14 protein-coding genes are annotated in these 19,281 nt (G+C 63.4%); 12 read left to right on the top strand and 2 right to left on the bottom strand.

The window, feature by feature from the left end; all coding sequences use genetic code 11:
- Nucleotides 1-74 precede the first annotated feature (74 nt).
- Nucleotides 75-989, bottom strand: a complete 915-nt coding sequence (locus ACP7DW_RS19760; protein WP_426056280.1) for a LysR family transcriptional regulator — start codon at nt 987-989, stop codon at nt 75-77.
- 133 nt (nt 990-1,122) lie between these two features.
- Here ACP7DW_RS19760 and ACP7DW_RS19755 point away from each other — a divergent pair, with 133 nt between their 5' ends.
- The 3 genes from ACP7DW_RS19755 to ACP7DW_RS19745 all read left to right on the top strand — a co-directional run bounded on the left by ACP7DW_RS19755 (nt 1,123) and on the right by ACP7DW_RS19745 (nt 5,396).
- Nucleotides 1,123-2,664, top strand: a complete 1,542-nt coding sequence (locus ACP7DW_RS19755; RefSeq protein ID WP_426056279.1) for an MFS transporter — start codon at nt 1,123-1,125, stop codon at nt 2,662-2,664.
- A 209-nt stretch (nt 2,665-2,873) separates the two neighbouring features.
- Complete coding sequence (locus ACP7DW_RS19750; protein WP_426056278.1) at nt 2,874-4,094, top strand: maltoporin; 1,221 nt, start codon at nt 2,874-2,876, stop codon at nt 4,092-4,094.
- 291 nt (nt 4,095-4,385) lie between these two features.
- Nucleotides 4,386-5,396 (top strand): substrate-binding domain-containing protein, encoded by a 1,011-nt coding sequence (locus ACP7DW_RS19745; protein ID WP_426056277.1) that lies wholly within the window; start codon nt 4,386-4,388, stop codon nt 5,394-5,396.
- A gap of 44 nt (nt 5,397-5,440) precedes the next feature.
- On the opposite strand, the gene ACP7DW_RS19740 is transcribed toward ACP7DW_RS19745, so the two are convergent.
- Entirely contained in the window at nt 5,441-6,115 is a 675-nt protein-coding gene (locus tag ACP7DW_RS19740) for a hypothetical protein (RefSeq protein WP_426056276.1), read from the bottom strand.
- A gap of 345 nt (nt 6,116-6,460) precedes the next feature.
- On the opposite strand from ACP7DW_RS19740, the gene ACP7DW_RS19735 reads away from it, so the two are divergent.
- The 9 genes from ACP7DW_RS19735 to glpD all read left to right on the top strand — a co-directional run bounded on the left by ACP7DW_RS19735 (nt 6,461) and on the right by glpD (nt 19,159).
- On the top strand, nt 6,461-8,098 hold the full coding sequence (locus ACP7DW_RS19735; protein ID WP_426056275.1) for an alpha-amylase family glycosyl hydrolase: 1,638 nt from the start codon (nt 6,461-6,463) through the stop codon (nt 8,096-8,098).
- A gap of 87 nt (nt 8,099-8,185) precedes the next feature.
- Entirely contained in the window at nt 8,186-9,271 is a 1,086-nt protein-coding gene (locus ACP7DW_RS19730) for an ABC transporter ATP-binding protein (protein WP_426056274.1), read from the top strand.
- A gap of 109 nt (nt 9,272-9,380) precedes the next feature.
- Complete coding sequence (gene malE / locus ACP7DW_RS19725; protein ID WP_426056273.1) at nt 9,381-10,601, top strand: maltose/maltodextrin ABC transporter substrate-binding protein MalE; 1,221 nt, start codon at nt 9,381-9,383, stop codon at nt 10,599-10,601.
- Between the two features lie 128 nt (nt 10,602-10,729).
- Nucleotides 10,730-12,241 carry a maltose ABC transporter permease MalF gene (gene malF, locus ACP7DW_RS19720; RefSeq protein WP_426056272.1) on the top strand — a complete coding sequence of 504 codons (1,512 nt, stop codon included), beginning with the start codon at nt 10,730-10,732 and terminating at the stop codon, nt 12,239-12,241.
- Nucleotides 12,242-12,251: 10 nt separating this feature from the next.
- Nucleotides 12,252-13,142 carry a maltose ABC transporter permease MalG gene (malG, locus tag ACP7DW_RS19715; protein ID WP_099759769.1) on the top strand — a complete coding sequence of 297 codons (891 nt, stop codon included), beginning with the start codon at nt 12,252-12,254 and terminating at the stop codon, nt 13,140-13,142.
- Between the two features lies 1 nt (nt 13,143).
- Nucleotides 13,144-14,778, top strand: a complete 1,635-nt coding sequence (locus tag ACP7DW_RS19710; RefSeq protein WP_426056271.1) for an alpha-amylase family glycosyl hydrolase — start codon at nt 13,144-13,146, stop codon at nt 14,776-14,778.
- A complete protein-coding gene (locus tag ACP7DW_RS19705; protein ID WP_426056270.1) occupies nt 14,775-15,686 on the top strand; it encodes a carbohydrate kinase family protein in 912 nt (303 codons plus the stop codon). The genes ACP7DW_RS19710 and ACP7DW_RS19705 overlap by 4 nt, the downstream gene beginning before the upstream one ends.
- Nucleotides 15,687-15,780: 94 nt before the next feature.
- Nucleotides 15,781-17,067, top strand: a complete 1,287-nt coding sequence (locus ACP7DW_RS19700) for an O-acetylhomoserine aminocarboxypropyltransferase/cysteine synthase family protein (protein WP_426056269.1) — start codon at nt 15,781-15,783, stop codon at nt 17,065-17,067.
- 541 nt (nt 17,068-17,608) lie between these two features.
- Nucleotides 17,609-19,159 (top strand): glycerol-3-phosphate dehydrogenase, encoded by a 1,551-nt coding sequence (glpD, locus tag ACP7DW_RS19695; RefSeq protein WP_426085162.1) that lies wholly within the window; start codon nt 17,609-17,611, stop codon nt 19,157-19,159.
- Nucleotides 19,160-19,281: the final 122 nt, after the last annotated feature.

Genomic DNA, 19,281 nt, shown 5'->3' with positions numbered 1-19,281 from the left:
TTCGCAATGTTAGGAAAAATCTCTTGGGGGTAGGAATATTCCGCAACTGGCCGCCATGGCGGCCGCCAGACCGTTCAGGGGGCGGAAGGTGGGGAAGAAAAATGCAGGTGGGTACACAGATGGTCAACAAAGACGCGAATTTTCGGCGACAGGTGGCGGCTCGATGGCCACAGCACCCAGAACTTGCTCGAGTACAGCAAGTGCTCGGCCAGCACGGCTTGCAGTTCGCCGCGCGCTATGGCGTCGCGCACGATAAAGTCAGGTAAATAAGCGAGGCCCACGCCCTGCGTGGCGGCGCCGATCAGCGCTTCGATATTGTTGCAGGTCAAGGCCGTCGGCAAGCGCAGCTCGCCGCCGCCGTCGCCCTCGGCGCGCTGCAGCGCCCACTCCTGCAACTTGCCCGTGGTGGGGAACTTATAGCGCACGCAGGCGTGCCCTTCCAGCGCGCGCGGCGTGGCCGGCACGCCATGGCGGGAAAAATACGCGGGCGAGCCCACGATGGCAAAGGCAAACGGCCCCAGTTCGCGCGCCATCAGGCGCGAATCCGTGAGCGTTCCGCTGCGCACGGCCACGTCGACGCCTTCGGCCACCACGTCGACCAGGCGGTCGTTGAAATCGAGGTCGAGTTCGATCTCGGGATACCGCCGCGTAAACTCGGCCAGCAGGGGCAGGATGATGCGGTAGCCGATCACGGGCAGGCTGACCTTGAGCTTGCCGCGCGGCGCCTCGGCCAGGTGCGACAGTTCCGCCTCGGCATCGCCCAGATCGGCCAGGATGCGCTGGCAGCGCTCATAGAACAACGCGCCCTCGTTGCTCAGGCTGATGCGCCGCGTGCTGCGGTTGAGCAGGCGCACGCCCAGCTTTTCTTCCAGCCGCACCACGCTCTTGCCCACGGCCGAGGCCGACACGCCGAGCAGCCGCCCGGCCGCCACATAGCTGGAAGTTTCCGCCGCGCGCACGAACGCGGCAATGCCGTTCAGATTATCCATGCCACTCGCCATCTCCATTAAGGAATATTTGTCCGTTATGAGTGGATTTTCAGCCACTTTTTCATAGATTGCGTCCATATTATCATCGAATTCCCTCTTTTTGGAATCGTTTCCCATGGATACAAACCACCGTATGAAGCCAGCCTCCCCGGCCCGGCGCGCCGTCGTGCTGGCCGCCGTCTGCCTGGCCGCGCTGTGCATGCCGCTCAGTTTTACGGGGCCGGCCATCGCCATCCCCGCCATCGCCGCCGACCTGCACGGCACGCCGCTGGCGCTGGCATGGATCACGAACGCCTTCATGCTCAGCTTTGGCGGCTGCCTGATGGTGGCCGGCGCGCTGGCCGACCGCTATGGCCGCAAGCGCGTGTTCTTGCTGGGCATGGGCGTGTTTTCCGCCGCCGCGCTGGCACTGTCGGCCGCCCCCGGCATTGCGTGGCTCGACGTGCTGCGTGCCGTCCAGGGCCTCGGTTGCGCCATGGCCCTGTCGAGCGGACTGGCGGCGCTGGCGCAGGAATTCGACGGCCCGGCCCGCGCGCGCGCCTTCAGCCTGATCGGCACGGCCTTCGGCGTGGGCCTGGCCTTCGGTCCCTTCCTGGCCGGCACCTTGATCACGCACACGGGCTGGCGCGCCATCTTCATCGCCACGGCCGCGGCCGGCCTGACCGCCCTGCTGGCCGCCGCGCGCGCCATGCGCGAATCGCGCGACCCGCAGGCGCAGGGCGTCGACTGGCCCGGCGCGCTGACGTTTACGGGCGCGCTCTCCTTGTTTACGTATGGCTTGCTGCAAGCGCCCGACAGTGGCTGGGACAGCCCCGCCAGCCTGGGGCTGCTCGGTGGCGCGGCCCTGCTGCTGGCCGTCTTCATCCGCGTGGAACGGCGCGCGGCGCGGCCCATGCTGGACTTGACCCTGTTCCGCCTGCCCGCCTTTGCCGGCGTGCAACTGCTGGCCGCCGCGCCCGCGTTTTCCTTTGTCGTGCTGCTGGTGTTGCTGCCGGTCCGCTTCATCGGCATCGAAGGCTACAGCGCGCTGGAAGCGGGACGCATGATGATCGCCCTGTCGGCGCCCATGCTGGTGCTGCCGGTCCTGGCCGGCCTGGCGGCGCAACGCATTGCCGCCGCGCACATTTGCGCCAGCGGCTTGCTGCTGGCGGCGGGCGGCCTGCTGTGGTTGTCGACCTGCGCGCCAGGACAGTCGCCCGCCAGCTTGCTGGGACCGCTGCTGCTGATCGGCTGCGGCATCAGCCTGCCCTGGGGCTTGATGGATGGCCTGGCCATCAGCGTCGTGCCCGTCGAACGGGCCGGCATGGCGGCCGGCATCTTCAATACGACGCGCGTGGCGGGCGAAGGCCTGGCGCTGGCCATCGTCAGCGCGCTGCTGGGCACCTTTGCCGTGGCGGCGCTGGGCCGCGCCGGCCTTGCCGGCATCGGCGCGGAGCAGGCCGCGCACGCGGGACCCTTCCTGGCGCTGGGCGAGCTGCGCCATGCGGCTACCCTGCTGCCGCAGGCGGGCGCGGCCGCACTGGCGCAAGCGTACGGCACCGCGTTCCGCCACTTGCTGTATGTGCTGGCCAGCATTACGACGGCCTCGGCCCTGCTGATCCTGGCCTTCTTGCGCCATCCTGCCCCTGCCGCAACGGACACGGCCACCCTGCCCGCCTGCGACGCCTCCTCCTGATTTCCTCCTGCCATACACGGCGGCGCCCGCGCGCCGCCGCCCTGCCTGATGTTTCTCCGCAACACATCAAAAGTTTCAAGGAATAAAACTAGTTTACTGATCAAAGCGCTTTGAACTATACTCAAAGCGCTTTGAAACATAACTAAAGCGCTTTGGTTGTGCGAAGTTATGCGCACCGATCCCACACCTATAAAAACACTGGAGACGCAATGAACAAACATTTCTTGAAAACTTTGCCTGCCGCCGTGGCGTTGGCCTTGAGCGCTTCGGCTGCCCAGGCTGCCCTGCCGATCGACTTCGGCGGCTACATCCGCTCGGGCTTCGGCACCAGCAGCGAAGGCGGCAAGGAAGCCTGTTTCGGCCTGGCCGGCGCCTCGTCCAAGTATCGTCTGGGCAATGAGTGCGAAACCTACGGCGAGCTGAAATTCGGCGGCGAAGCCTTCAAGGCAGCCAACGGCACCACCTTCCGCATCAACACCCTGGTGGCGTTTTCCGTCAACCAGAATCAGGACTGGGAACAATCGGACCCGTCGTGGCGCGAAATGAACGTGGTGGCTGACAAGATCGGCACGGGCGCCTTCGCCGAAGCGCGCGCCTGGGTCGGCAAGCGCTACTACGACCGCCAGGACGTGCACATCACCGATTACTACTTCTGGAACAACAGCGGCCCTGGCGCCGGCCTGGAAAACATCGACCTGGGCGCCGCCAAGCTGGCCTACGCCGTCGTGCGCACGGCCGACGACGGCGACAGCAAGCGCATGGGCCTGTCCCACGACCTGCGCTTTTCCGGCATCAAGGTCAACCCGGACGGTGAACTGACCTTGGGCCTGCAATTCAACCAGAAACGCAACGCGCAAGGCGCGGCCCCCATCGCCAGCGGCCACTTGCTGACCATCATGCATACGCAGGGCAACCTGCTGGGCGGCTTCAACAAGGTGGCATTGCAGTATGGCAAAGGCAGCGCCGCCAACACGGGCGGCTTCAACCTGGGCGCCAACAAGGATGACAAGGTCGTGCGCCTGACGGAACAGATCATGATCCAGCCCAAAGGCGCCTGGTCGGGCATGGGCACCTTCGTCTACGAAGACAAGGAAACGGCAGGCGTGAGCAGCAAGTGGACCTCGATCGGCGCGCGTCCCGTCTACCACTTCACGGACAACTACAGCCTGGCAGTGGAACTGGGTCATGACATCGTCAAGCCGGAAGGCGGCGAGAGCCGCAACCTGACCAAGCTGACCTTCGCGCCGCAACTGTCGGCCGGCAACAGCTTCTGGTCGCGTCCCGTGCTGCGCGCCTTCTACACCTACGCCAAATGGAACAAGGCAGCCCAGTCGGCCGCCGCCGCCGAATCGGCGCTGTCGTCGACGGGCGTGTTCGGTGGCAAGACCAACGGCAGCTCCGTCGGTTTCCAAGTGGAATCCTGGTGGTAAGCGCGGGACTCTAGAACGTTGGCAAGCGTCCCCGGACGCTTGCCGGTGGCAGCAACACCGCCCGCTTTTTCAGGGGCAAGGAATATCCGGACCCACCATTTCGCCGCTGCACGCGATGGCCGGCAGCTTCACTGTAGTGATTCAGCAGTATCCTCTTTTAGCGCGGGCGCCCCTGGGTTTGCCCGCGTATTTTTTTGGGCGCCGCCGCCGCTGGTCATCCCCCTGATCATTCCGGCATTTATCAGATAAACTACCCTGCATCGCTCCCGATCCCCCCCAGACGCAGCATCCATGAACCTCAAAAATCTCGCCAAAACGCTAGGAATATCCGAAACCACCGTCAGCCGCGCCTTGAATGGCTATCCGGAAGTGAGCGAACGCACGCGCGAGCGGGTGCTGGCCGCCGCGCAGGCCGCCGGCTACCGTCCCAATCCCATGGCGCGCAGCCTGGCCGTGGGACGCACGAATATCGTCGGCATCATCTACCCGCTGATGCCGAACGACCTGGCCGACCCCATGTTCATCGACATCGTGGGCGGCATGTCGGAAGCGCTGGAAGCGCAGCAGATGGACATGATGATCGCGCCCGCGTCGGCCACCAATGAATTCCACACCTATCAACGCATGGTCAAGGGCCGCCGCATCGATGGCCTGATCGTCGGGCGCACCAAACCGTACGACGAGCGCATCGCCTACCTGGCACAGCAAGGCATGCCGTTTGTCGCACATGGCCGCACGCAGCTGAACCAGCCGCACGCCTGGTTCGACTACGACAACGAGGCGGGCATGCGACTGGCCGTCGAGCGCCTGGCGCAGCTGGGCCACCAGCGCATCGGCCTGATCAGCGCCACGCCGGACCTGAACTTCGTGCGCCAGCGCGTCGAGAGTTTCCAGCACGCCATGCAGGCGGGCGGCCTGGCCATCGATCCGGACAACCTGGTCGACAATGCGCACGACCGCCGCGCCGGCTACCAGGCGATGCAGCGCCTGCTGGCCCGCTCGCCCCGTCCCACCGCCGTCATCGTCGACAATCACATGTCGGGCGTGGGCGCCGTGCGCGCCCTGCTCGACGCAGGCATCGCCATCGGCAGCGAAATGTCGCTGATCGTCTGGGGCGTGATGGAAGATTCCCTGGCCGGCCACAACGTCACCACCGTCGTCCAGCCCGACCCGCGCGGCGCCGGCGCGAAGATGATCCACATGCTGCTGGCCCTGATGGATGGCACGCCCGTCGCCGACCTGCAGGAACTGTGGCCGTGCGAACTGTTGCCGGGCGAGTCGGCGGGGCCGGTAGCGGCCTGATGCCCCTGCGCCGCCGCCCTGGAGCAGCGTGGACGGCGTGCGCCTCAGCGGGCCTGGCTTGGCGAGACAATCTGCAGCTGCTGCGCGCTTGCCGCAGCCTGCCCAGCACATTGGCTGACCTTGTCTTCGCTCCCCTCGCAGAACAGGACGGAAACTCCTTTTTTCAAGGCCAGGCCATGGGTGGGTGAGAGAACATACACACCGCCTTTGCGTTCTGTAATCCTGTTCATCGCCGCCGAAAAATCAGCTGGCGAAGGCTGCCCGGTCCGCGCTTCCAGCCATGCCAGCAAAATCACCTTGGTCTCCAGGGCCGGCATCTGGCGCCCTGGCTCAAATCCAGGATGAAACATCAGGGCCGAATCGGGCTGTTCGGAGGAAAATTCCCTCACCTCGCCGCCCATGAATGCGATTGCGCATGCCGATGCGCAAATGCCTTCGGCAACCGTTGTTAGCTTTTTTTCTGCAATTAATTTCCCGATCCTGAGCCCCCAGGAAAATGAACCGCCGCCTGAATTCTTGAAGACGACCTTGGAAATTTTCTCAGTTGCAAGAATTGCAGATAACTTTTCATACTCTTCCAATCCGATGCGGCCGCTGATGGTGACGGCATGCCCGTCGGCAACCACATCGGCCCTGGCCGCATGCGCGCCAAGGATGAACAGCAGGAAAAATATCACGATGAAACGATAGAGTAATGCTTGGCGGTAAAGAATTTTCATCGGTAGAAAGCGCAACCCTCGTGTCTTCGCCTTGTGCAGGGCCAGAACAGGCTTCCTCGGCGCACGACGATGCCGCCATTATGCAACTGTTCCACCCGCACAGGCGCTGGAAAACAGGGACAGTGCAGGCGGCCCGTGCCGCGCGGCAGGCGCCACGGTGCCGGGCCGCGGCCTCGAAAAAATTTCACGGTTTCGGCACACGGTATCGCTTTACTTTTCAAAGCGCTTTGAACTATACTCATTTCATACCCAAAGCGCTTTGAATTTTAAAATAAGACGTTCGCCTACCAACCAGCAGCGCTGCCCTGATAGCCAAGGCTACAGGCAACTTTTAAGAAATCATTCATGCCGACCATCCAGAACAATCTCGCCAACCTGCCCGCCGACTGGTGGCGCAGCGCCGTCATCTACCAGGTCTACCCACGCAGCTTCCTCGACAGCAATGGCGACGGCATCGGCGACTTGCCCGGCATTACCTCCAAGCTCGATTACATCGCCGCCCTCGGTGCCGACATCGTCTGGATCTCGCCCTTCTTCACGTCGCCGATGAAAGACTTCGGCTATGACGTGGCCGACTTCTGCGACGTCGACCCCATGTTTGGCACCCTGGCCGATTTCGACCGCCTGGTGGCGCGCGCCCATGAACTGGGCTTGAAAGTGATGATCGACCAGGTGCTGTCGCACTCGTCCGACGTCCACCCGTGGTTCGTGGAAAGCCGCTCCAGCCGCGACAATGCCAAGGCCGACTGGTATGTGTGGGCCGACCAGAAACCCGATGGCACGGCGCCCAACAACTGGCTGTCCGTGTTCGGCGGTTCCGCCTGGCAATGGGAGCCGCGCCGCGGCCAGTACTTCCTGCACGATTTCCTCGCCAGCCAGCCCGACCTGAATTTCCATAACCCGGCCGTGCAGCAAGCGCAGCTGGACAACCTGCGCTTCTGGCTGGAACGCGGTGTCGATGGCTTCCGCTTCGATTCCTGCAACTTCCCGTATCACGACCAGTTGCTGCGCGACAATCCGCCAGCCGCCCAGCGCGACGCCAGCAGCGTGTCGGCCATCAACCCGTACGGCATGCAGGCGCACGTGTACGACAAGACGCAGCCGGAAAACATCGCCTACCTGCAGCGCGTGCGCGCCGTGCTCGATGAATACCAGGCCATTTCCATCGGTGAAGTGGGCGACGACAATGCGCTGGCCACCATGGCCGCCTACACGGGCGCCGACAAGCTGCACATGGCTTACAGTTTCAACTTGCTGACGGCGGAGTTTTCGGCCGCGCACATCCGCACGCAGGTGGAAGAATTCGAAGCGCAAGTGGCCGACGGCTGGGCTTCCTGGTCCGTGGGCAACCACGACAGCGTGCGCGTCATGACGCGCTGGGGCGGAGATAATCCGTCGCCCTCGCTGGCCAAGGTGGTGCTGGCCGTGCAAGCGGCATTGAAGGGCACGCCGTGCCTGTACCAGGGCGACGAGCTGGCCCTGACGGAGGCGGACATTCCTTTCGAGGCATTGCAAGACCCGTACGGCATCCCGTTCTGGCCCCAGTTCAAGGGTCGCGACGGCTGCCGCACGCCGATGCCGTGGGTGGCTGACGCGCCGCATGGCGGCTTCAGTTCGGCAAAACCCTGGTTGCCCGTGCCGCCCGAGCATCTGGCGCGCGCCGTCGATGTCGAAGAAAACGATGCCGCGTCGCCGCTGCGCTTTGCGCAGAACATCCTCGCCTGGCGCCGCACCCTGCCGCAATTGCTGCGCGGCGATATCGTCTTCTTCGATGCGCCGGAACCCGTGCTGGCCCTGCGCCGCGACTTGGCCGGCCAACAGTCCGTGCTGGCCGCCTTCAACCTGGGCACAGAAACGGTCACGTTTGAATTGCCGGCCGCCGCTGCAGCGGCCGACCTGGCCGGTCACGGCTTGCCAGGCAGCAAAGATGGCCAGCAGATCAGCCTGCCACCGCATGGCGGCTGGTTCGGCACCCTGGCGTAAATCGCAGGCTTTGGCGGCCGTGCCGCCAATTACAATAACGAGCCCCGCGCATCAGCGGGGCCGAATTGACAGAATGAGGATGGAGACATGGCTGGACTGAAGTTAACAGGCCTGAAGAAGGCATATGGCGACGTGCAAACCCTGCACGGCATCGACCTGGAGATCGCCGATGGCGAATTCATGGTCTTCGTGGGACCCTCGGGTTGCGGCAAATCCACCTTGCTGCGCAGCATCTGCGGCCTGGAAGAAATCAGCGGCGGTGACTTGTTCATCGGCAAAACGCGCATGAACGACGTGCCGCCCGCCAAGCGCGGCATCGCCATGGTATTCCAGAGCTACGCCCTGTACCCGCACATGAGCGTGGCGCAGAACATGGCCTTCGGCCTGAAGCTGGCCGGCATGAGCAAGGTGCAAATCGCCGACGCCGTGCAGCGCGCCGCGCAAATCCTGCGCATCGAGCCTTTGCTTGAACGCAAACCAAAAGACTTGTCGGGCGGCCAGCGCCAGCGCGTGGCCATCGGCCGCGCCATCGTGCGCAAACCCGACGTCTTCCTGTTCGACGAACCGCTGTCCAACCTGGACGCCTCGCTGCGCGTGCAGATGCGCATCGAACTGGCGAATCTGCACCGCGAATTGCGCTCGACCATGATTTACGTCACGCATGACCAGGTCGAAGCGATGACCCTGGCCGACCGCATCGTCGTGCTCAACGCGGGCCGCATCGAACAGGTGGGCGCGCCGCTGGAGTTGTACCACCACCCCGCCAACCTGTTCGTGGCCGGCTTCCTCGGTTCGCCCCGCATGAACTTCCTCAAAGGCAAGATCCACAGCTATGCCGACGGCGTGGCCACGATCGCCACCAACGCGGGCGGCATGCTGCAGGCGACGTTGACGCAACCATTGGCCAGCGGCACCCCCGTCACCGTCGGCGCGCGCCCCGAACACGTGCAGGCGTGCGCGCCCGGCGCCACTGCCGCCATCACGGCCACCGTGCAGGCGGTGGAAAAACTGGGCGACATCAGCTATCTGTATGTACAGGTAGCGGGCGGCGACGAGCCGCTGGTGGTGCGTGCCGATGCCGATACGGACTGGGCCATTGGCCAGTCCGTGGCGCTGCAGGTGGCGCCCGCGCGCGTCCACGTGTTCGACGAGCACGGCCAGACACGGACCTGACACCCGAATTAAGGGGCCAGGCGCTACAGGCGCCGCCTGGCCTGGTTGCATCGTTTCAGCCTTGATACTCAACATAAACTTAGCATAAAAAAAGATACTGGAGATTGACATGTCCTTCACGCACCCGAAACGCAGCTTCATCAAAACCACCCTGATCGCCGCCGCCCTGGCCGGCATCGGCAACCTGGCCGCCGTCAGCATGGCGAACGCGGCCGAAGCAGGCACCCTGTTGATCTGGATCAATGGCGACAAGGGCTACAAGGGCCTGGCCAAGGTCGGCGAGGAATTCACCAAGAAGACGGGCATCAAGGTCGTCGTCGAGCACCCGGAAGATGCGCCAAACAAATTCCAGCAGGCAGCGGCCGCCGGCAAGGGCCCGGACATCTGGATCTGGCCGCATGACCGCATCGGCGGCTGGATCGACGCCGGCTTGCTGCAACCAGTGACGCCAAGCAAGGAAGCGCGCGCCGCCATCCTGCCGCTGGCGTGGAATGCGTTTACCGTGGGCGGCAAGACCTGGGGCTACCCGATCTCCATCGAAGCCGTGGCCCTCGTCTACAACAAGGACCTGGTGCCGAACCCGCCCAAGACGTTCGAGGAAATCGCCGCGCTGGACAAGAAACTCTCCGCCCAAGGCAAGAAAGCCATCCTGTGGGATTACACGAATACCTATTTCACGTGGCCTTTGCTGGGCGCGGGCGGCGGCTTCCCGTTTGAAGTCAAGTCCGATGGTCGCTACGATGCGGCCAAGACGGGTGTCAACAATGCCGGTTCGCAGGCGGGCGTGAATGCGCTGATGAGCCTGATCAACAGCGGCGCCATGCCGAAGGGCGCCGGCTATGCCGAGATGGAAGCGGGCTTTAACCAGGGCAAGATCGCCATGATGATCAACGGCCCATGGTCGTGGGACAACGCGCGCAAATCGAAGATCAATTACGGCGTGGCGACGATTCCTACCGTCGCAGGCAAGACGGCCACCCCATTCGTGGGCGTGCTGGGCGCGATGATTTCGAAAGCCAGCCCGAACAAGGACCTGGCGACGGAATTCCTGGAAAACCAGATGCTGCAGCTCAATGGCCTGAAAACCATCAACGCCGACGTCCCGCTGGGCACGCCAGCTAATAAAGTGCTGTTCGCGGAATTGAAAACCAATCCGAACATCCAGGCGACGATGGAAAGCGCGCAAGCGGGCCGCCCGATGCCGAACAACCCGGAAATGGGCCGCTTCTGGTCGTCGATGCAATCGGCGCTGGAAAACATCACGCAAGGCCGCCAGACCACCAAGGATGGCCTGGACGCGGCGGCGAAGCGGATTACGACCGCCAATTAAGCCATATTTTGTTTGAGCGTAGGTCGGATTAGCGTGTAGCGCGTAATCCGACATGTGCCGCCAACAATGTTGTCGGATTACGGCCCTTTGGGCCTAATCCGACCTACGTATCATTACAGGTATCCATCGTGCGCAAGTTTATAGGCCCTACGGTATTGACCATCAGCATGGCGCTGGGTCTGTATCTGCTCTTCATGTTGTACATTTCCGGCCAGACCATGCTGGCCGCCGTTTTCCTCGGCTTGCTGACCCTGACGACGTTTGTCTTCACGTCGCCGCGCGCCTATGCCTACCGTTATCTGTTTCCCGGCATCACGGCGGTCATCGTCTTCGTGCTGCTGCCGATGGTGTACACGGTGTCGATCGGCTTTACCAATTTCAGTTCACGCAACCTGCTCACCTACGAGCGGGCCACGCAATATTTGCTGGACGAGACGCAGCGCGTGGAAAGCACGGGCTATGCGCTGACCGTGCACCCGGACAACAAGGAATACCGCTTGCGCCTGGAAAGCCCGGACACGGGCGAGGTGCTGCTGTCCGAGCCGCTGGCCCTGAAGCGCGCCGTACCTTTGACCGTGGAGGTGGCGCCGCTGGACCCCGTGCAGGCGCCCGTGCTGGCCCCGCCGCTGCCCATCAAGGACATCATCGCCCTGCAAAAGGATTTGAAGCTGCTCACCCTCGTGCTGCCGAACAAGATCGAGCTGCGCATGGTGGGCTTGCGCGAATTCGGCCCCGTCGCGCATGTCTACAAGCAACTTCCCGACAAAACACTCAAGAAAGTCGCCACGGGCGAACTGGTGACACCGAACTTCAAGACGGGCTTTTATGAAATGCCGGACGGCACGAAACTGGAACCGGGTTTCAAGGTCAACGTGGGTTTCGCGAACTTCGTGAAGATTTTCTCCGATGAAGCGTTCCGCGGCCCCTTCCTGCGCATTTTTGTGTGGACCGTCGTTTTCGCGCTGATCAGCGTGGCCACCACGACGGGCCTGGGCATGGTGCTGGCCGTGCTCTTGAACTGGGATGCGCTGCGCTTCCGCGGCCTGTACCGCACCCTGCTGTTCCTGCCGTACGCCGTACCGGGCTTCATCTCCATCCTGGTCTTCAAGGGCTTGTTCAACAATAACTTTGGCGAGATCAACCTCGTGCTCGACGCCCTGTTCGGCATCAAGCCCGCCTGGTTCTCGGACACCACCCTGGCCAAGGCCATGATTTTGATCGTGAATACCTGGCTCGGCTACCCCTACATGATGGTCGTGTGCATGGGCTTGATCAAGGCGATCCCGTCGGACCTGTACGAAGCGTCGGCCCTGGCCGGCGCGGGACCGCTGACGAATTTCTTCAAGATCACCTTACCGCTGATCATCAAGCCGTTGACCCCCTTGATGGTGGCCAGCCTGGGTTTTAATTTCAACAATTTCGTGCTGATCAGCTTGCTGACGGGCGGGCGTCCCGATTTCCTCGACACGACGTTACCGGCCGGCACGACGGACTTGCTCGTGTCCTACACCTACCGCATCGCGTTCGAGGATTCCGGCCAGAACTTCGGCCTGGCCGCCGCCATCTCGACCCTGATCTTCTTCCTCGTGGCCGCGATTTCGCTGGTCAACATGCGCCTGACGCGCATGAACAAAGCATAAAGGACAGACCATGGCTATCGTTGTCGACCGTTCCAACCGCTGGCGCATCCTGGCGGCCCACGTCGCCGTGATCGCGCTGATCGCGCTGGTGATGTTCCCCTTCCTGATGATCTTGTCGATCTCGCTGCGGCCCGGCAACTTCGCCTCGGGCAGTCTGATTCCGCCCGAGATCAGCTTCGAACACTGGCGACTGGCGCTGGGCATGTCCTACCAGGCGCCCAACGGCACCCTGGTCGAGCCGGACTTCCCCGTGCTGCTGTGGCTATGGAATTCCATCAAGGTGGCCAGCATGAGCGCCACCGTCACCGTGCTGCTGTCGACCACCTGCGCGTATGCGTTCGCGCGCATGCAGTTCCGCTTCAAGTCGCAAACGCTGTCGGCCCTGATGCTGCTGCAGATGTTCCCCGCCGTGCTGGCCCTGGTGGCCATCTACGCCATCTTCGACGTGCTGGGCAACTACGTGCCGTGGCTGGGCATCGACCACCACGGCAGCCTGGTGCTGGCCTACACGGGGGGCATCGCCCTGCACATCTGGACCATCAAGGGCTACTATCAAACCATTCCCATCGAGATCGAGGAAGCGGCCAAGGTCGACGGCGCCACGCAATGGCAGGCGTTCATCTACGTGCTGCTGCCGATGACGGTGCCCATCCTGATGGTGGTCTTCCTGCTGTCCTTCATCGGCGCCATCATCGAATATCCGATCGCCTCCGTGCTGCTGCATGAACAGAACAACCTGACCCTGGCCGTCGGTTCGAAACTGTTCCTGTACGAGCAAAAATACCTGTGGGGCGACTTCGCCGCGGCAGCCATCTTGTCCGGCCTGCCCATCACGGCTGTATTCCTGCTGGCGCAGAAGTGGATGATCTCCGGCCTGACGGCTGGCGGCGTGAAGGGCTGACATGAAGACCGTGCTGACCGCCCTCGCCGCTTTGCTCTTCAGCGCTTCGGCGCAGGCAGGGAGCGTCAGCTTCGCTGACAACTCCATCGTCTACTTCGCCGTGACGGACCGCTACGCCAACGGCAACCCCGGCAACGACCACAGTTATGGCCGCGCGGCCGACCCGCAAGGCGGCGATGTCGGCAGCTTTCACGGCGGCGACATCGCCGGCATCACGCAGCAGCTGAAAGCCGGCTATTTTCAAGACCTGGGCGTCAACGCCCTGTGGATCACGGCGCCGTACGAGCAGATCCATGGCTGGGTGGTGGGCGGCAAGCAGCAATTCCAGCACTACGCCTACCACGGCTACTGGGCGCTCGACTACACCACCATGGACGCCAACATGGGCACGCGCGAAGAATTGCGCGAGATGATCGATCTTGCCCATGCGCAAGGCATCCGCGTGCTGTTCGACGTGGTGCTGAACCACCCCGGCTATGCGGACTTGCGCACCCTGGCGCAATACAAGGTGCCCGTGCTGTGGCCCGGCCACGAGAAGGCCGGCTTGCGCGACTATCACAGCTTCATCGACTACAACAACTTCGCATTCGCGCAGTGGTGGGGCCCGGACTGGGTGCGCGCCGGCTTGCCAGGCTATGCCGACGGCGGCAAGGACGATTTCACCATGCAGCTGGCATATCTGCCCGACTTCCGCACGGAGAGCGGCAAGGCCGTGGGCTTGCCGCCCATCCTGCAGCGTAAAAGCGACACGCGCGCCGTGGCCCTGCCCGACACCACCGTGCGCGGCTACCTGGTCCACTGGCTGGCAGACTGGGTGCGCGAATTCGGCGTCGACGGTTTCAGGGCCGACACCGTCAAGCACGTGGAACCGGCCAGCTGGCTGGCACTGCGCGCGGCCGCCAGCGACGCCCTCAAGGATTGGAAAACGCGCCATCCGCAGCAAAAGATCGACGACGCACCGTTCTGGATGACGGGCGAAGCGTGGGGCCATGGCCCCGAGCGCAGCAGCTGGCATGACGCCGGCTTCGACTCGATGATCAATTTCGACTTTCAGCATCGCGCCGGCGGCGACTGGAAAAGCATCGATGGCGTGTACCGCCAGTACGCGGGCTTGCTGAATAAGCGTCCCCGCCATGACATCCTGTCATATATCTCCTCGCACGACACCAGCCTGTTCCCGCGCAATCAATTGAAACATGGCTTGTCCGCCCTGCTGCTGGCGCCCGGTGGCGTGCAGCTGTTCTATGGCGATGAAAGCGCGCGCCAGCCTGGCGCCGCACCCATCGGCGACGAACAGCAGGCGACCCGCTCCGACATGAACTGGAGTTCGATGGACGCCGCCACCTTGGCGCATGCGCGCAAGCTGGGCCAGTTCCGCCTACGCCACCCTGCGCTGGCGCGCGGCGAGCACAGATTAATCCATGAACAGCCGTATGCGTTTGCCCGCGTAATCGATGGCGACGCCGTCATCGCCGTGCCCGAAGCGCAAGGCGCGCTCGACCTGAAGGTGCACGGCGTGTTCGCCGATGGCAGCAAGCTGCGCGATGCCTACACCAATCAAACCTACACCGTCAGCAATGGCGCCGTCGCCGTGAACGCGGCCGGCACCGTCCTGTTAGAAAAGGCAGCACCATGAGTAGCTATGACATCTTAGTGGTCGGCGGCGCCGGCATCGACACCATCGTGCGCGTCCCTTCCCTGCAATTGCCCGTCGCCGATTCCGTGCACGTGCCAGCCATCCGCGACTATGTAGCGCACACGGGCAATGGCGTGGCGCTCGGTTGCCACGCGCTGGGCTTGCGCTGCAAGTTCATCGACTTCATCGGCGACGATGCGCAAGGCGCGGCCATCCTGCAGCGCTACAAGGAGGCCAGGCTCGATTTCTCGCACATCGTCGAGCCGTCCGGCACGCGGCGCAGCGTCAACCTGGTCGACCCGCAGGGGCGCAGGATGTCGCTGTACGACGGCCGCCATCCGGAAGACCTGCGCATGCCGGCCGCCTTCTATCTTCCCTACCTGGGCCCGGCGCGCCACGCGCACTTTTCCATCATGGGTTGGGTGGCCGAGCTGTTTGACGATGCGCAAGCGTGCGGCACCACGGTGTCGACCGATTTGCACGACTGGGATGGCGTCAACCCGCACCACAAGGTGTTTGCCCTGCGCGCCGACCTGGTCTTCCTCAGCACGGCCGCGCTGGGCGAGCGGCGCGACGATGTCATGCGCGCCATCATGGCGGAAGGCCGCGCGCAGCTTGTCGTGGCCATGGCCGGCGCGGAAGGCGCCTACCTGCTGGAACGGGGCGGCGGCGCAGTGCGCCACTACCCGACGGCAGGCTTGACGCTGCCCGTGGTCGACACGAATGGCGCCGGCGACTCCTTCGTGGCCGCCTTCCTGCAGGCCTGGCTGGACGACGCTGGCCTGGACACCGCCATGCGCCGCGGCGCCATCGCCGGCGCATTCGCCTGCGCCAGCCCCGGCACGCATGAACGCTTCATCAATCGGGAAGAACTGCACGGCTTATATCAGGCATGCACTAGCTTATGACTTAATATTCTATCAAGCGTAGCATCGAGTTAACGGACGCATGGCACAATGGCTGCGGATTTCACCACCGCAGCCCATTCGAACCGGAGACCATATGAGAATCGAAACCCTGGCCGTGCACGCCGGCTACACCCCCGACCCGACCACCAAGGCCGCCGCCGTCCCCATCTACCAGACGGTGGCCTACGCCTTCGACAATGCCCAGCATGGCGCCGACCTGTTCGACCTGAAAGTGGCCGGCAATATCTACACGCGCATCATGAACCCCACGCAGGATGTGCTGGAAAAGCGCGTCGCGGCGCTGGAAGGCGGCGTGGCCGCGCTGGCCGTGGCGTCGGGCATGGCGGCCATCACCTACGCGATCCAGACCATTGCGGAGGCGGGCGACAATTTCATCTCCGCCAGCCAGCTGTATGGCGGCACCTACAACCTGTTTGCCCACACCCTGCCGCAGATCGGCATCGAAGTGCGCTTCGCCGACGCGCGCCAGCCCGAGACCTTCGCCGCGCTGATCGATGCGCGCACCAAGGCCATCTTCTGCGAATCGATCGGCAACCCGCTGGGCAATGTCACCGATGTGGCCAAACTGGCCGAAATCGCGCACGCGCACGGCATCCCGCTGATCGTCGATAACACGGTGCCGAGCCCCTATCTGTTCCGCCCCATCGAGCATGGCGCCGACATCGTCGTCCATTCGCTGACCAAATACCTGGGCGGCCACGGCACCACCGTGGGCGGCGCCATCGTCGACAGCGGCAAATTCCCGTGGGCCGAACACAAGGAACGCTTCAAACGCCTGAACGAACCGGACGTGTCGTATCACGGCGTGGTCTACACGGAAGCGTTCGGCCCCGCCGCCTTCATCGGCCGCGCGCGCGTGGTCCCGCTGCGCAACATGGGCGCGGCGATTTCGCCCTTGAGCGCCTTCCAGCTGATCCAGGGCATCGAGACCCTGGCCTTGCGCATGGACCGCATCTGCGACAACACGCTGGCCCTGGCCAAACACCTGAAACACCATCCGAAAGTCGCGTGGGTCAATTACGCGGGCCTGGAAGACCACCCGGACCACGCCCTGGTGAAAAAATACATGAATGGCCGCGCCTCGGGCATTCTGTCGTTCGGCCTGAAGCTGGCCGAAGGCGAAGATCCGCGCGCAGCCGGCGCCCGCGTGCTCGACGCCCTGCAGTTGTTTACGCGCCTGGTCAATATCGGCGACGCCAAGTCGCTGGCCACCCACCCGGCGTCCACCACGCACCGCCAGCTCAATCCGGCGGAACTGGCCAAGGCCGGCGTGTCGGAAGACATGCTGCGCCTGTCGGTCGGCATCGAGCATATCGACGACTTGCGCGAAGACCTGGAGCAGGCCTTGAACGCCGCCTGAATCCAGCTGAAATCAGCTTGAAATCAGGCTGAAAGCCTGTCCCGGCAGAGGCATGCAGACCGCGCCGGGACAGGCGCTTACCTGCCGTAAAGCGAAGCCGGCGTTCACGCGGAGCGCCAGCGACGCGTCTGTCATCGTCCCCCTGGTGGCACTGGATCGCCCCCCGGTCCAGCACGGAACCTCCTTGTCGCTCCCTCCCCGCATCCCCTGATATCACGCCTATGCCATGGCAAGTGGCGGGCGGCTGACGTATGCGCCGCTGTTCATGGTCGATATGCTCGTGTTGCGAAAACGAATCGAAACGAACAAAAAAGAAGAATTAGATGTTGTTAAATTTTCGAACGTGCGTAGAATAAACAAAAAAAAGCGCGTTATTCTTCACTTCAGCGCAGTTCTCTTCCTGTTCGCGTGAATGCCCGGATGCGCCCATGGCAGTGGCAGGCAGGCGCATGGCAGCGACTGCGTAGCTGGATGAAAAAATACCCTGAAACCATGCACTTTTTATAGCCCATAGCGGCCTATCACCACCTCCAGGATCATGATGCAATCGACAACCAAGCAGCTAGCGCAACAGGACTGTGATCTTTTAATCGTCGGCGGCGGCATCAACGGCGTCGGTATCGCGCGCGATGCGGCCGGCCGCGGTTTGCGCGTCATCCTGTGCGAGCAGCACGATCTGGCCCAGCACACGTCCTCGGCCAGCACCAAACTGATACACGGCGGCCTGCGCTACCTTGAGTATTACGAATTCAAGCTGGTGCGCAAGGCCTTGCAGGAACGCGAATTGCTGTTGCGCACGGCACCGCACATCATGTGGCCGCTGCGCTTCGTCATGCCGCACGACGCAGGACAACGGCCGGCCTGGATGATCCGTGCCGGACTGTTCCTGTATGACCATCTGGCGCGACGCGCTTTCCTGCCGGCCTCGCAAGGCGTGTCGCTGCGCCAGCACGTGGCGGGCGGCCCGCTGAAAGGCGATTTCCGCAAGGGTTTCGTGTACTCCGACGGCTGGGTGGACGATGCGCGCCTGGTGGTGCTCAATGCGCTTGACGCCAGCGAACGCGGCGCCAACATCCTGACCCGCACCCGCTGCGCGGCGGTGCGCCAGGAAGGCCAGGGCTGGCACGCCACGCTGGAGAGCGAGCAGCATGGCCGCATCGAGGTGACCGCGCGCGCCATCGTCAACGCCGCCGGCCCCTGGACCGCGCAATTTGCCAACGCCGCCTCGGGCGTGAGCAATACGCACGGCCTGCGGCTGGTCAAGGGCAGCCACATCATCGTGCCGCGCCTGTTCGATCATCCCTACGCCTATATTTTCCAGAACCAGGACAAACGCATCATCTTCGCCATTCCCTATCAGGACGAGTTCACCCTGATCGGCACCACCGACCTGGAATACACCGGCGCGCCCGGCAAGGTGACGATCAGCGACGGCGAAGTGAGCTACCTGTGCGAGGTGGCCAACCGTTACTTCACCAAACAGATTGCACCGAGCGACGTGGTCTGGACCTATTCCGGGGTGCGGCCGCTGCTCGACGACAGCGCGCAAAATGCCTCGGCGGTGACGCGCGACTACCTGCTCGAATGCGACCCGAACACCGCCCCCTTCCTCAATATCTGGGGCGGCAAGATCACCACTTACCGGAAACTGTCGGAAGAAGCGCTGGCCATGCTGCAGCCGCGCCTGGGCGTCGATGCACCGGACTGGACCGCCTCGGCACCGTTGCCGGGCGGCGACCTGCAGCAAGCGGACGCACTGGTTGAGAACATCGACTTCGCGCGCTTTGCACAACAGCTGCACGTCCAGTACCCATGGCTGCCAGGCAAGCTGGCGCAACGTTATGCGCGCTGTTACGGCACCCGCGCCCGGCGCATGCTCGGCACGGCAAAGAAGATGACGGACCTGGGCGAGGAACTGACGCCCGGCGTGTACGAACAGGAAGCGCGCTATCTGTTTGAGGTGGAATGGGCGCGCTGTGCCGAAGACATCCTGTGGCGCAGAACCAAATGCGGCTTGTACTGCCAGCCGCGGCATGTGGCGCGTCTGGAGGAGTGGATCAAACAGATGTCGATGCCTGAGATGAGCACTTGAAAAAATCAGCCTGAGAGCCAGGCGGCGTTGCCTTGCCCGGGCCACCTCCCTGGATACGGGATACCAGTTTTACCGAGTGACCGGCGCGGCAAAGACCGGCAAAAAAAATCAACTATAGACGG

It is taken from the genome of Janthinobacterium sp. PSRC1-1 (assembly GCF_049897525.1).
Classification (GTDB): domain Bacteria; phylum Pseudomonadota; class Gammaproteobacteria; order Burkholderiales; family Burkholderiaceae_D; genus Janthinobacterium; species Janthinobacterium tructae.
The sequence above is the reverse complement of the archived record's forward strand: the minus strand, read 5'-3'. Positions and strand labels throughout refer to the sequence as shown.

What these genes read in the sequence shown, in the direction of transcription:
- ACP7DW_RS19755 (WP_426056279.1), top strand. Translation starts at nt 1,123, where the DNA reads ATGAAGCCAGCCTCCCCGGCCCGGCGCGCCGTCGTGCTGGCCGCCGTC.
- malE (WP_426056273.1), top strand. Translation starts at nt 9,381, where the DNA reads ATGTCCTTCACGCACCCGAAACGCAGCTTCATCAAAACCACCCTGATC.
- ACP7DW_RS19710 (WP_426056271.1), top strand. Translation starts at nt 13,144, where the DNA reads ATGAAGACCGTGCTGACCGCCCTCGCCGCTTTGCTCTTCAGCGCTTCG.
- ACP7DW_RS19735 (WP_426056275.1), top strand. Translation starts at nt 6,461, where the DNA reads ATGCCGACCATCCAGAACAATCTCGCCAACCTGCCCGCCGACTGGTGG.
- glpD (WP_426085162.1), top strand. Translation starts at nt 17,609, where the DNA reads ATGCAATCGACAACCAAGCAGCTAGCGCAACAGGACTGTGATCTTTTA.
- ACP7DW_RS19705 (WP_426056270.1), top strand. Translation starts at nt 14,775, where the DNA reads ATGAGTAGCTATGACATCTTAGTGGTCGGCGGCGCCGGCATCGACACC.
- malG (WP_099759769.1), top strand. Translation starts at nt 12,252, where the DNA reads ATGGCTATCGTTGTCGACCGTTCCAACCGCTGGCGCATCCTGGCGGCC.
- ACP7DW_RS19700 (WP_426056269.1), top strand. Translation starts at nt 15,781, where the DNA reads ATGAGAATCGAAACCCTGGCCGTGCACGCCGGCTACACCCCCGACCCG.
- ACP7DW_RS19760 (WP_426056280.1), bottom strand. Translation starts at nt 989, where the DNA reads ATGGATAATCTGAACGGCATTGCCGCGTTCGTGCGCGCGGCGGAAACT.
- ACP7DW_RS19740 (WP_426056276.1), bottom strand. Translation starts at nt 6,115, where the DNA reads ATGAAAATTCTTTACCGCCAAGCATTACTCTATCGTTTCATCGTGATA.
- ACP7DW_RS19750 (WP_426056278.1), top strand. Translation starts at nt 2,874, where the DNA reads ATGAACAAACATTTCTTGAAAACTTTGCCTGCCGCCGTGGCGTTGGCC.
- ACP7DW_RS19745 (WP_426056277.1), top strand. Translation starts at nt 4,386, where the DNA reads ATGAACCTCAAAAATCTCGCCAAAACGCTAGGAATATCCGAAACCACC.
- ACP7DW_RS19730 (WP_426056274.1), top strand. Translation starts at nt 8,186, where the DNA reads ATGGCTGGACTGAAGTTAACAGGCCTGAAGAAGGCATATGGCGACGTG.